This is a genomic window from Pontivivens ytuae (assembly GCF_015679265.1).
Taxonomy (GTDB): domain Bacteria; phylum Pseudomonadota; class Alphaproteobacteria; order Rhodobacterales; family Rhodobacteraceae; genus Pontivivens; species Pontivivens ytuae.
Genome location: NZ_CP064942.1, coordinates 2439772 through 2452500, shown reverse-complemented (window position 1 = coordinate 2452500; position 12729 = coordinate 2439772). Strand labels below are relative to the sequence as shown.

10 protein-coding genes and 1 pseudogene (1 of these 11 only partly in view) are annotated in these 12729 nt (G+C 68.4%); 5 read left to right on the top strand and 6 right to left on the bottom strand.

Going from position 1 to position 12729, the window contains the following annotated elements:
- Window positions 1-1434 carry the 5' portion of an ATP-dependent chaperone ClpB gene (gene clpB / locus I0K15_RS11975; RefSeq protein WP_196101753.1) on the bottom strand. It extends 1170 nt beyond the left edge of the window, so only the first 1434 of its 2604 coding nucleotides appear in the window; its start codon is at window positions 1432-1434; the stop codon falls past the left edge of the window.
- Between the two features lie 582 nt (window positions 1435-2016).
- Between clpB and hrpB the strand changes: the two genes are divergently transcribed.
- A complete protein-coding gene (gene hrpB / locus I0K15_RS11970) occupies window positions 2017-4401 on the top strand; it encodes an ATP-dependent helicase HrpB (protein WP_196101752.1) in 2385 nt (794 codons plus the stop codon).
- Window positions 4402-4507: 106 nt separating this feature from the next.
- The gene (locus I0K15_RS11965; RefSeq protein WP_196101751.1) at window positions 4508-5356 is read left to right on the top strand and encodes an N-formylglutamate amidohydrolase; all 849 of its coding nucleotides are present in this window, start codon (window positions 4508-4510) and stop codon (window positions 5354-5356) included.
- On the opposite strand, the gene I0K15_RS11960 is transcribed toward I0K15_RS11965, so the two are convergent.
- From I0K15_RS11960 to I0K15_RS11945, 4 genes are all read right to left on the bottom strand, one after another.
- Window positions 5357-6658, bottom strand: a complete 1302-nt coding sequence (locus I0K15_RS11960; RefSeq protein WP_196101750.1) for a DUF2254 domain-containing protein — start codon at window positions 6656-6658, stop codon at window positions 5357-5359. It abuts the gene before it with no gap.
- A 296-nt stretch (window positions 6659-6954) separates the two neighbouring features.
- The gene (locus I0K15_RS11955; RefSeq protein WP_196101749.1) at window positions 6955-8208 is read right to left on the bottom strand and encodes a DNA polymerase IV; all 1254 of its coding nucleotides are present in this window, start codon (window positions 8206-8208) and stop codon (window positions 6955-6957) included.
- Window positions 8209-8330: 122 nt separating this feature from the next.
- The gene (pyrF, locus tag I0K15_RS11950) at window positions 8331-9026 is read right to left on the bottom strand and encodes an orotidine-5'-phosphate decarboxylase (RefSeq protein WP_196101748.1); all 696 of its coding nucleotides are present in this window, start codon (window positions 9024-9026) and stop codon (window positions 8331-8333) included.
- A 123-nt stretch (window positions 9027-9149) separates the two neighbouring features.
- Complete coding sequence (locus I0K15_RS11945) at window positions 9150-9851, bottom strand: DUF3108 domain-containing protein (protein WP_196101747.1); 702 nt, start codon at window positions 9849-9851, stop codon at window positions 9150-9152.
- A gap of 111 nt (window positions 9852-9962) precedes the next feature.
- Here I0K15_RS11945 and meaB point away from each other — a divergent pair, with 111 nt between their 5' ends.
- The 3 genes from meaB to rpmB all read left to right on the top strand — a co-directional run bounded on the left by meaB (window position 9963) and on the right by rpmB (window position 11829).
- Complete coding sequence (meaB, locus tag I0K15_RS11940; protein ID WP_196101746.1) at window positions 9963-10952, top strand: methylmalonyl Co-A mutase-associated GTPase MeaB; 990 nt, start codon at window positions 9963-9965, stop codon at window positions 10950-10952.
- The gene (locus I0K15_RS11935; RefSeq protein WP_196101745.1) at window positions 10945-11409 is read left to right on the top strand and encodes a DUF3592 domain-containing protein; all 465 of its coding nucleotides are present in this window, start codon (window positions 10945-10947) and stop codon (window positions 11407-11409) included. The genes meaB and I0K15_RS11935 overlap by 8 nt, the downstream gene beginning before the upstream one ends.
- 132 nt (window positions 11410-11541) lie before the next feature.
- Window positions 11542-11829, top strand: coding sequence for a 50S ribosomal protein L28 (rpmB, locus tag I0K15_RS11930; protein ID WP_196101744.1), 288 nt, complete (start codon window positions 11542-11544; stop codon window positions 11827-11829).
- Window positions 11830-11937: 108 nt separating this feature from the next.
- Here rpmB and I0K15_RS11925 read toward each other — a convergent pair.
- Window positions 11938-12642, bottom strand: a pseudogene (locus I0K15_RS11925) (NAD-dependent deacylase).
- Between the last annotated feature and the right edge of the window lie 87 nt (window positions 12643-12729).

Genomic DNA, 12729 nt, shown 5'->3' with positions numbered 1-12729 from the left:
CTGTTCCTTCAGCTCGCGCGCGCCCTGCAGCTTGTCGCGCTCCGACTGCCAGCGGGCGGTCAGTTCCGCCGAGCGGTCCTGAAGCTCCGCCAGATCCTTCTCCAGCGTGGCGAGCCGATCGCGGGAGGCCGCGTCGTCCTCCTTCTTCAGCGCCTCGGCCTCGATCTGCTTCTGCATGATGTCGCGGTCGAGGGCGTCGAGCTCCTCGGGCTTCGAATCCGCCTCCATCCGCAGGCGGCTCGCCGCCTCGTCCATCAGGTCGATGGCCTTGTCCGGCAGGAAGCGGTCGGTGATGTAGCGGTTCGACAGCGTCGCCGCGGCCACCAGCGCCCGGTCCGTGATGCGGATACCGTGGTGGACCTCGTACTTCTCCTTGATGCCGCGCAGGATGGAGATCGTGTCCTCCACGGTCGGCTCGGTCACCATGACGGGCTGGAAGCGGCGGGCCAGCGCCGCGTCCTTCTCAACATGCTTGCGATATTCGTCGAGGGTGGTGGCGCCGACGCAGTGCAGCTCGCCGCGGGCGAGCGCGGGCTTCAGCAGGTTGGCGGCATCCATCGCGCCGTCCGCCTTGCCGCCGCCGACCAGCGTGTGCATCTCGTCGATGAAGAGGATGATGCCGCCCGCGGCCTCCGTCACCTCTGTCAGCACAGCCTTCAGCCGCTCCTCGAACTCACCGCGATATTTTGCACCGGCGATCAGCGCGCCCATGTCGAGCGCCATCAGCGTCTTGTCTTCGAGGCTGTCGGGCACGTCGCCGTTGACGATGCGCAGGGCCAGACCCTCGGCGATGGCCGTCTTGCCGACGCCGGGCTCACCGATCAAGACGGGGTTGTTCTTGGTGCGGCGGGACAGGACCTGAATCGCGCGGCGGATCTCTTCATCCCGGCCGATAATCGGGTCGATCTTGCCCTCGCGGGCCGCAGCCGTCAGGTCACGCGCGTATTTCTTGAGCGCGTCGTAGCCCTCCTCGGCGCTCGCGCTGTCGGCGGTGCGGCCCTTGCGGATATCGTTGATCGCCTCATTGAGACCCTGCGCCGTCACGCCGCCGGATTTCAGCGCCTTCTCAGCATCGGATTTGACGATGGCGAGCGCGGTCAGCAGCCGCTCCACCGGCACGAAGCTATCGCCCGCCTTCTGGGCGATCTTCTCGGCCTCGGCGAAAACCTTCGCGGTCTGACCGTCCATATACATCTGGCTACCGTCGCCGGAGACGCTGGGCACCTTGCTCATATTGGTCTCCACGGCGGAGCGGATCGCGGCGACATCGCCACCGGCCCGGCCGATGAGGTTCGACGCAAGCCCCTGATCGTCGTCGAGCAGGGCCTTCAGAAGGTGATCGGGCAGAAACCGCTGGTGCCCTTCCCTGAGGGCAATCGTCTGGGCCGCCTGGACGAAGCCGCGCGACCGCTCGGTGAACTTCTCGAAGTTCATCGCATACTCCCATTCATAAGCGCCATCTTCGCGATGCCCTCAAGGAGGCACACCCCATATGGCCTTTCAGAAGGACGCGCCCAATGGCGGGCCGCGTCCCGTCTGATTAAATGGTGAGCAGTCGTGAGGGCGGCAAGGGCGGATGGGCAACGGTTGGAGCGTTGGCTCGTGCTTTCGCTAGCGGAAACCGACGGGGCCGGGCTCAACCATTGGAACCCGTAAATACCGTCCCGGCCGAAGCGCCGGTACCGATCGCAAATAGAGCACTTCGCAGCGAACGGCCCCGGATCACGTCCGGGGCGGTATCGAAGAGAAGTACCGTCCCGCCCGGCGGGACCGCCGTGCAGCGCCCGACCCTCACCAGGGGAGGGCGACTTTGCTCCGTCTGATGTAGCATCTACCTCGCGCGCACCCTGCGAAGGAGGCGAAGCGAAGCGAGGTCGACCAGCGCCCAACCCAGGCTCGGACGCGGCCCCCCTAGCCCATCACAATGAACCTTAACATGAGCCGGGACCACTACCGAGAGGCGCTTGCCACCGCCCCCCTCGACAACGACCGCGCCCTGCCCCATCCCTTTCGCTCATGTCGCTGCCCATCGATCCGATCCTGCCGGAGCTCGTTTCGGCCCTGACCGCGCAACGCCGCGCGGTGCTGCAAGCAGCACCCGGCGCAGGCAAGACCACCCGCGTGCCGCTCGCCCTGCTCGAGGCGATCCCGGGCAAGATCGTCATGCTGGAACCCCGTCGCGTTGCGGCCCGCGCCGCCGCCGCCCGCCTTGCCGAGAGCCTCGGCGAGGAGCCGGGCCGGACCATCGGCTACCGGATGCGGGGCGAGAGCATGAGGGGCAACCGGATCGAAGTCGTCACCGAGGGCATCCTCACCCGCATGCTGCAATCCGACCCGGAGCTGCCCGGCATCGGCTGCATCATCTTCGACGAGTTCCACGAGCGCTCGCTTCAGGCCGATCTCGGCCTCGCCCTGTCGCTGGAGGTTGCAGGCGCGCTGCGCGATGACCTCCACCTGCTCGTCATGTCCGCGACGCTCGACGCCCAACCCGTGGCCGACCTGATGGGCGGCGCGCCGGTCATCACCTCCAAGGGTCGCGCCTTCCCGGTCGAGACCCGCTGGGCCGAGCGCCCCCTGCCCGCGCGCCATGGCCGTCAGCTTGCCGACGCGGTGGCGGCGCAGGTCCGCGAGGCACTGAACGAGGACGGCTCGATCCTCGTCTTCCTTCCGGGCGCGGGCGAGATCCGTGCGGTGGCCGAGCGCCTGACCGGCCTGCCCAAGGATATCGCCGTCCGCGCGCTCTACGGCGCGATGCAGCTGAAGGCACAGCGCGCAGCCATCGCGCCAGCGCGCGACGGGCGTAAGATCGTGCTCGCGACCTCCATCGCCGAAACCTCGCTGACCATCGAGGGCGTGCGGATCGTCATCGACGCTGGCCTCGCCCGGCGCGCGCGGTTCGATCCCGGCTCCGGCATGTCGCGCCTCGTCACAGAGCGCGTCACGAAGGCGGAGGCCGAGCAGCGTCGGGGCCGCGCGGGCCGCACCGCGCCGGGGCTCTGCTACCGGATGTGGACGAAGGGGGAGGAGGGTGGCTTCGCCCCCTATCCCCTGCCCGAGATCGCGGAGGCGGACCTCGCGCCGCTGGCTCTCGAACTCGCGGCCTGGGGGGCGGAGGCGGCGGACTTGCCTTTCCTGACCCAACCGCCGGAAAAGACACTGGCCGAGGCGCGGGCGCTGCTGACCGAGCTGGGTTGCCTCGACGCCACCGGCATCACGGCGCACGGGAAGGCGGTCGCGGCGCTGCCGACCCATCCAAGGCTCGGCCACATGCTGCTAACCGGAGGCCGCGCCGCCGCCGACCTCGCCGCTCTTCTGGAGGCGCGGCGACCGATCCTGCCGGGGGCCGACATCACTCCTTATGTACGGGCGCTGCCGCGCGATCTGCAGTTGGCCGAGGCGCGGGAGATCGCGAAGCGGCTCCGGCGGCTCGCCCCGGACCGCCCCGCCCTCTCCCCCGGCGCGCTCCTGTCGCTCGCCTATCCCGACCGGATCGCACGGCGGAGGTCGGGCAAGGATCCGCGCTATCATCTCTCCGGCGGCAAGGGCGCGAAGCTGCCGCCGGACGATGCGCTGGCGGGCGAGACTATGCTGGTCGTCGCCGATACTGACGGCCACCCGACCGAGGCCACCATCCGCCTCGCCGCCCCCGTCACCATGGCCGATATCCGGGAGCTGCACGGCAACCGGATCGCGGAGGTCGCAACCTGCGACTGGTCGAAGCGCAACCGCCGCATCGAGCCGCGCCTGCGGGAGATGCTCGGCGCCCTCATCCTCGACGAACGCCACTGGAAAGATGCGCCACCGGAGGCGATCGGCGCCGCGCTGGCCGAGGGCATCCGCGACCTCGGCCTCGACGTGTTGAACTGGACGTCGGCCGCCAAGCGGCTGCGCGCCCGCATTGCGCTGGTCGGATCGCCTCTGCCGCCCGTCAATGACACCGCCCTGCTCGACACGCTGGAGGACTGGCTCGTCCCCCATCTCAACGGGCAGCGCAGTGCGGAGGATCTCGCCCGCTTCGATCCGCACGACGCGCTCTTCGCCCTGCTCGACTGGCCGCAGCGCCAGCGGCTCGACGCCGAGGCGCCGTCGCACTTCACCGCGCCCACCGGCTCGAAAGTGCCGGTGGACTGGTCCGACCCGGCCCAGCCCGGGATAGCGATCCGGCTGCAGGAGCTCTTCGGCCTCACCGAGCATCCGCGGGTCGGGCGCACGCCGCTACGGATCGACCTGCTCTCCCCCGCCGGGCGGCCGGTGCAGACGACCTCCGACCTGCCGGGCTTCTGGGCCTCGTCCTACGCGGATGTGCGCAAGGACATGCGCGGCCGCTATCCGAAGCATCCGTGGCCGGAGGACCCGGCCGTCGCCGCCCCCACCCGCCGGGCCAAGCCGCGGGGCACCTGACACGACTTCTGACACGGGGCCACAAGCGCGCGAGATTCCGCCACATGGCATGGACGCACGCGCCCGAGCCACTATGGTAGTCCTCACTCGTTTAGGGAGGGAGCGGATGGAGCCATTCACCCTGTCGGCCGCGACCGGAACGCCGGGTGCAGTGGTATTTTCATCTCCTCATTCCGGCGACTTCTATCCCGCGACGTTCCTGCGGGACAGCCAGCTCGATCCGCATACGCTCCGCTCCTCCGAGGATGCCTTCGTCGATGAGCTGTTCGCGGCGGCACCAACCCATGGTGCGCCCCTGATCGCGGCGCGCTATCCGCGGGCCTATGTGGACCTGAACCGGGCGGCGACGGAGCTCGACCCGGCGGTCGTGACCGTGGCCCCCCGGCCCGGCGTCAATCCGCGGGTGGCCGCGGGGCTTGGCGTCATCCCGCGGGTGGTGGCGGAGGGGCGGGTGATCCGCTCCGGCCGCATGACCCTGCGCGCGGCCCAAGCCCGGCTCGACAGCGTCTACCACCCCTATCACACCGCGCTCTACCGCCTGCTGGAGGCGGCGCGCATCCGCCACGGCACTTCGCTGCTGATCGACTGCCACTCCATGCCGCGGGAGGCGCTGCGCAGTCAGACCAATAGGGAGCGGCCGGATGTCGTGCTGGGCGACCGGTTCGGGACCTCTTGTGCCACCTGGATCACCGATGCCGCGGTCGACGCGTTCTCCCGCGCGGGGTTCAAGGTCGCACGCAACACGCCCTTCGCCGGTGGCTACATCACACAGAGCTATGGGCGGCCCGTGCAGGGGCGGCACGCGCTGCAGATCGAGATCGACCGCTCGCTTTACATGAACGAGAAGACGATCGTGAAGCGACCCGATTTCGGAGAGTTGGCCGACCGACTCGGCAACGTGATCGCGGAGCTGGTGACCCTGCTCCCTTCGGCCAACCGGGTCGCGGCGGAGTAGCTATCCGCCAAGCTCCGCATCGACGCGGGACTCCAAGGCCTCCAACGCCGCCTGCGAGACCGGATCCTTCAAAAGGCCCCGCGACATGGCGAGGAGGTCGCGCACCTCCCGCTCTACCAGCGCCCGCCGTGGTCCCTGCGCGAGACGGGCGGCCAGCGTCAGCAGCAGCTCCACCGCCGCCTGCGTCACGTTGAGATCGGCGGCGACATAGGGCCGGATCTGTCCGTGACCGCGGGCGAGGATGTCAGCGAAGCCCACGGATCGCACCCGCAGCCGTCCCGAGGAACTGAGCCGCTCGCCGGGCGGCAGCTCTGCCGCCGCGCGCAGGGCCGCATGCAGCCAGTTGAGGCAGTTGATCGCGGTAAAGGGATCGTTGATGCCGGGCGACAGGGCACGGCCCACGATCTCACCGAGCTGATCGACGACGAAGAGCAGGTTCTGATGCTCCGTCCGTGCGCTGCCGAGAGCGAACGTGCCGCGCAGGTCCTGCGTGATCTCATCGGTCAGCACGGGGCCTGCGAAGACCCGAAGCACCTCGGCCTGCCGATCGACGAAGTCGCCGGGCATGGCCGTGACCTCGATCCAGAAGCCGCGATCCTGCGCGATCCGGTCGAGCGCCACCGTATCGAGAGTCTGGAGATAGCCCGAGGCGCCGGCGCTCACGGCCTGCACCTCCGCCCCGTCGGGCCAGGGCGCATCCCGCTCCCGCGCATCCGGGGTGCCCGCCGTCTGCTCAACCGCGGCGCACAGGCGGGTGCCGAGACCGGCGGTGATGTTGGCGATGTTGATCGTCTCCGGCACGTGATGGACGAAGAGGATGACCGTGACGGTCGAGACAAAGGCGAGGCCGATCGCCACCACTACCGAAAGATGCGGCACGAACATCTCGACCGCGCCATCGCCCGATCCCGCATCCTGCACCGCACGCAGGATCAGGAGCGTGTAGGCGAAGGTCGCGATCAGGATGCCGAGGCTGGTCTGATTCCGCCCGTCCCGCATGAAGTTGCCAATGAGCCGCGGGCCGTAATTGGAGCTCGCGAAACTCACCGCGACCATTGTCATCGAGAACATGACGCCCGCGACCCCGATGGTTGATTGCGCGATGACGCCGAGCACCGCACGGGCACCCGCGGGCTGCGTGTCGAGCAATCGTTGCGGCAACACGGCACCCCACCCCGCCCGATCCGCGGCCTGCGTGAACTGGGCAAGCAGCACCGCGAGCACCAGGAGGACGATCGGGCGAAACCAGTAGCTGGCGCGCACGTCCTGCAACATCTTGCGGAGAAAGGCGGTGGATCCCATGGCCGCACACCATATGGAGCGCGATGGGCCCAGGACGAAAAAAAGGCCGTGTCAAATGACACGGCCCAAGTCTAGGGAGGAAACGCCCATGAAGGGCGACAATGCAAAAGCATCGTGGGATTGAGTATATGCTGCATCGCACATAAGGCAAGCACGGATGACGCTCCGTCAGCTAAACCAAGGATCAAAAAGCCTTTTACCCTTGTTTTGCAGGCCTCTTATACCGTTTGGCAGACGCTCAGCCGCCCACCTGATGCATGGCTGCCATGCGTCAATGTTGCAACGCGAAAAACCGCCTAGCGCAACGCACGACCCTTGAGGATTGCATCGGGCCCGAACCGCGCGCGGATCGAGTCGCTTGCCCGCTCCGCCGCTCGACGCTTCGGCGCACCCGGATCGAGCAGATCGGGCGCCGCATCCGCGCCCTGCCAGTCCGACAAATGCGAGAGGCCCACGCCCAGCAGGCGGAACGGTCCCTTGTCGAGTTCCCTGTCTAGCAAGGGCCGCGCGGCGTTGTAGATCTCGTCCGCGAGCTGCGTCGGCTCCGTCAGCCGCGTCTGACGGCTGAGGAGCCGGAAATCCTTGCGTTTCAGTTTGAGGTTCACCGTGGCACCGACCAGATCCTTCGCCTTCGCCCGGTCGGAGACCTTGAGCGCCAGCCGCCACAGATGCCCGTCGAGCTCGTCGAGCGCGCCGATATCCTCGTTGAACGTCCGCTCGTTGGAGATCGACTTCACCGGGTCGCGATTCGACACACGGCGGCTGTCGATCCCGTAGGCGAGGCGCCAGACATGGGCGCCCATACCCCCGTACTTCCTGAACAAATCCTCTTCGGAGTAGCGGCGGATATCGGTGATCGTCCGGATCCCGTCACGCGCCAGCCGGTCCTGCATCGCGCGGCCGACGCCCCAGATGATGCTGACCGGCTGCCCGTCGAGGAAGTCCTCCGTCTCCGCCCGCCCGATGACGGAGAAGCCGCGTGGCTTGTCGAGGTCTGAGGCGATCTTAGCCAGGAACTTGTTGTGGCTCAGCCCGATGGAGATGGTGACGCCCAGCTCCTCCTCGATCCGTTTTGCAAGTCTTGCCAACAGGATAGCGGGCGGCGCGCCGTGCAGGCGGCCAGTGCCGGTGAGGTCGAGAAACGCTTCGTCGAGGCTGATGGGCTGGATCGCGGGGGTCAGCTCCTCCATCAACCGGCGAATGGCGCGGGAGACCTCGGCATAGACGTCCATCCGGGGCGGGACGACGGTCGCCTCCGGACAGAGCTTCAGCGCCTTGAACATCGGCATGGCCGAGCGCACGCCGCGGATCCGAGCGATATAGCAAGCCGTTGTCACGACGCCCCTTTTCCCGCCACCGACGATGACCGGCTGGTCACGCAGATGCGGATGGTCCCGCTTCTCGACGCTGGCGTAGAACGCATCGCAATCCATGTGCGCGATGCCGAGATCGAAGAGTTCATCGTGGCGCTGCACACGCGGAGAACCGCAATTCGGGCAGCGGCCCGAATCGGTCGTCGGCTCCAGACAATCGCGGCAGAAAGCGGCCATAGGACGATGCACAACCCGTACACAATGCGTGCACCAAGCGTATGACACCCGTGCACCGAACTGTAGATGTGCCGCAACATGCGTGCACCAAGCGGTTTTTCGAAGCGAACGCTAACCGGATCTCAATGCCAGGTGGGTAGCTCCGCCAGAATCGCCTCGGCCGCCGCGCGCGGATCGGCGGCGGCATGGACCGGGCGGCCGACGACGATGTGATCGGCGCCGTCCGTGATCGCCTGTGCCGGGGTCGCCACCCGCTTCTGATCGCCGAGTGCCGCGCCCGCGGGCCGCACCCCGGGGGTGACGATCAGCTTGCCGACGGCCTGCGGCAGTGCGCGGATCATCGCGGCCTCCTGCGGGGAGGCGATGACGCCGTCGGCCCCCGCCTCCAGCGCGCGACCGGCCCGCTCGGCCACCAGATCGGGGACCGCGCCGTCGCGGATCAGGCTCGCGTCGAGGTCGTCGCGGCCGAGGCTGGTGAGGATCGTCACGGCCAGGATCTTGAGCCCGCTGTCCGCCGCGCCCTCCGCCGCCGCGCGCACCACGTGCGGGTCGCCATGCACCGTAAGGAAGTCGAGATCGAATTGTGCGAGGCCCCGCACCGCCGCCTCCACCGTCGCGCCGATGTCGAAGAGCTTCATGTCGAGGAAGACGCGGTGCCCCTTCTCCGTCAGCTCGTTGGCCAGCGCCAGCCCGCCGCCCGTCAGCATGCCCAGACCGATCTTGTAGAAGCCGACCGACGGGCCGATCCGCTCCACCAGCTCCAGCCCGGCGAGGGCGTTGGGCACGTCGAGTGCCACGATGAGGCGGTCGTCGGTCATAGGCAGGCTCCTCGTCCGGGGTCGCGCCTGCGTAACGGTGGGCCGGATGCGCATCAAGCCTGCCTTCCAGCTTGGTCCAAATATCCCCGCCGGCAGGCGGAACCTGCAGCCCGCGCGCCGCCGTCAGTTCGTGCGCGAGATGATCGCCCGGCCGAAATCGGTGGGACCGACAAGGCGGGAGACCTCGTAGATGTTCCCCTCCATCGGGCGCAGCTCGACCGTGTAGGTGTCCGGATCCTTCGCGCGCATCGTCTCGGGGTCGATGTTGCGGTACGTCGCCACGCAGCTTTCGCCGGGGCCTTGCGACATCTCGATCCGCGTGCGCTTGGTGAAGGTGAAGGCGTCGAACGCGCGGGAGCAGATCTCCTCCATCGTGCCGGGATAGGTCAGCGTCATGACTGCCGTGAGGAAGTCGATGGTCCCGGTCTGCTTGGACAGGGTCGGGATCGGGTCGTCGTCCGGGTCCCGCTCCGGCGTATAGACGGCGGAGACAGGGGTGCCCGCGGCGTAGGTGAGGTCCAGCCGCCGCTCCTCGCCCCGCCAGTTCCCGGTCTGGGAGAAGCGCTCGGGCGTGAAGGTGCCGTTGCCGTCCCAGGTGCCGCGCACCTCCGCCTCGAACGAGCCGTCGGTAAAGACGTCGACGATGCCGGAGGCGGCGAGGTTGGCGTTCACCGCATAGCGATTGCCCTCGGCCACGCCGGCCACAGCGGCGCTGGCCAGACGCAGTCCGCCGACGCGCATCTCGTAGGTGTGGGTAAAGCGCTCACCGGCGGCGGCAAGCGTGGGCGCCGTCAGGCAGAGGGCGGTCAGAAGCGGGCGCAACATCCTTTTGCTCCGTGCATCACCAAGCTAGGGTCCGCGAAGTTTACGCCGGAGGGGGCCGATCGGCTCCGTCCCGGCCATCACGACCGCGTGACGCGGCAGACGAGGGACTAGATGGGAACGGCCCGGATCGATGTCGAGGCGCTGGTGGCAGGCGACCGGCGCGCGCTCTCCCGCGCGATCACGCTGATCGAATCGCGCCGGGCGGAGGACCGGACCGCGGCGCGGGCGCTGCTGGGCGAGTTGCCGAAGCGCGACGCGCTGCGCATCGGGCTGTCTGGCACGCCGGGCGTGGGCAAATCCACCTTCATCGAGGCGTTCGGCATGATGCTGGTGGAGGCCGGGCACCGGGTCGCGGTGCTCGCCGTTGATCCGTCCTCGGCCCGCACCGGAGGCTCGATCCTCGGCGACAAGACGCGGATGGAGCGGCTGGCGCGGGCGAGATCGGCCTACATTCGCCCCTCCCCCTCGCAATCGGCCCTCGGCGGCGTGGCCCGGCGTACGCGGGAGGCGATGGCGCTGTGCGAGGCCGCCGGCTTCGACATCGTGATCGTGGAAACGGTGGGGGTCGGCCAGTCGGAGACGATGGTGGCCGATCTCACCGACCTCTTCGTGCTGCTGCTGGCGCCGGGCGGCGGGGACGAGTTGCAGGGCGTGAAGCGCGGCGTGATGGAGCGCGCGGATCTGATCCTCGTCAACAAGGCCGATGGTGAGATGCGGGCGGCGGCCGCGGCCACGGTCTCCGACTACGCCGCGGCGTTGCACCTGATGCGCAAGCGCCCGCAGGATCCGGAGGGTTGGCCGCGCGCCATGCCCGTCTCCGCCCTCGCGGTCGAGGGGCTGGCGGATGTGTGGGACGCGCTGACGGAGTTGGCGGAGGTGCGGCGGACGGCCGGGACCTTCGACGCCACGCGCTCGGCACAGGCGCGCATCTGGATGGATCGGGAGATCGAGGACGGTCTACGCGCCCGGTTCGAGGCCGCGCCGGCGGTCCGTGCCGCCCTGCCCGATCTCGGCGCCGCGGTGTCGGCGGGCGAGATGACCCCGGACGAGGCGGCCGAGCGGGCGCTCGACCTCTTTGCGAAGGACACCGGCGATGTTTGACGGGCCACCGCTTTTCGTCTGCGTGCTCGTCGCTCTCGGGGGCGTTGCGCTCGGCGTCTCCAGCCTGCGCACCCGCCGCCGGGCGGAGAGCGCGCGGGGCTGGCCGATCGTGCCGGGCCGGATCACCCGGTCGGAGGTCTACGTCAAACGGCGCGGTCAGCCCAACGAGGTGCGCCTGCGGATGGAGTACGACTACACCGTCGACGGGGTGGCGCAACAGGGCGACCGCGCGACCTTCTTCCACGAGTTCCAGAACGACCGGGTCGAGGCGCTCGTGGACCGGTTCCCGGTCGGGGCCGAGGTTGCCGTCCATGTCGATCCCACTAATCCGGGCAACACCGTGCTGGTGCCGGGGCTGGAGGGCGCGCGGCGGAGCCACGGCCTCGTGATGGGCGTGCTCGTCACGCTCGCCGGTCTCATCCTGATCGCGGTGCGCCTGATGGAGATCCGGCCTTGACGCGCGCGAGTCGCCGGAGTAATGCAGCGGCTCGAAATTGACTGAGGCGAAAGCCCGCCCGCTGGCGTGTGCGTCGCTGATCCGATGGGCGGTCACCCCGAGGTGCCCGCAGGAAAGACAAGAGGACATGCCATGTCGCGTCGTTGCGAGTTGACCGGAAAAGGCGTGCTGACCGGAAACAACGTCAGCCACGCGAACAACAAGACCCGTCGTCGGTTTCTGCCGAACCTCAATGAGGTGACGCTGCAATCCGACACGCTGGGCCGTGCCTTCAAGTTCAAGGTGTCGGCAGCAGCCATGCGGACCGTGGACCACCGCGGTGGCCTCGACAACTTCCTCGCCAAGGCGAAGGTCGACGAGCTGTCGCCCGCCGCGCTGAAGGTGAAGAAAGAGATCGAGGCGGCACAGGCCTCCGCCTGATCCCAGCCCGATCCGATTGCAAGCGCCCCGCCCGGATGATCCGCGGCGGGGCGTTTTGCGTTTGTGTGTTGGATATTTGAGCGAAGCCGAAGGGGCTTTCGGATTCGCTCAAATATCCCCGCCGGAGGCGGCGCTGCCGAGGATCTCCTCCACCCAGGCAGGGACCAGCGCGGTGGCGGGTCCGGTGCGCGCCTCGTCGAAGGCGCCGTTCGACGCTTCGAGGTTGAGCTCCAGCGTGCGCGCGCCGTTCATCCGGGCCTTGTGGGCGAAACCGGCGGCAGGGTAGACCTCTCCGCTCGTGCCGATTGAGACGAAGAGGTCGCAGGTCGCCAGCCGCTCGGCGATCCGCTCCATGTGGTAGGGGATCTCGCCGAACCAGACGACGTCGGGGCGCAGCGCGGTGCGGATGCAGGCCGGGCAAACGCTGCCGCCGTCGAGGTCTTCGGTCCAGGGGTGGCGCGTGCCGCAGGCGGCGCAGAGCGCCTGCATCAGTTCGCCATGCATGTGGATCGGATCCGCGAAGCCGCCCCGTTCGTGCAGATTGTCGACATTTTGCGTAACCAGCGTCACACGCTCCGCGGGTAGGCGCGCCAACGCGCGGTGGGCCGCGTTGGGCTCCGCCCCGCGCGCATCCCGGCGACGCATGTTGTAGAATTCTTAGACTAGATCGGGATTTCGCGTGAAACCCTCGGGGGTTGCCACATCTTCCAGCGGGTAGCGGGTCCACAACCCATCCGCATCGCGGAAAGTCCCCAAACCACTCTCGGCAGAAATGCCGGCACCGGTCAGAATGACGATTTGAGGCTGCGGCATTGGAATTCCTCGCTTATGCTGCTGCGACGTTAGTGGGAGCGTGAGGGAATGACGACCCGCATACTGTTTGTGTGCCTGGGCAATATC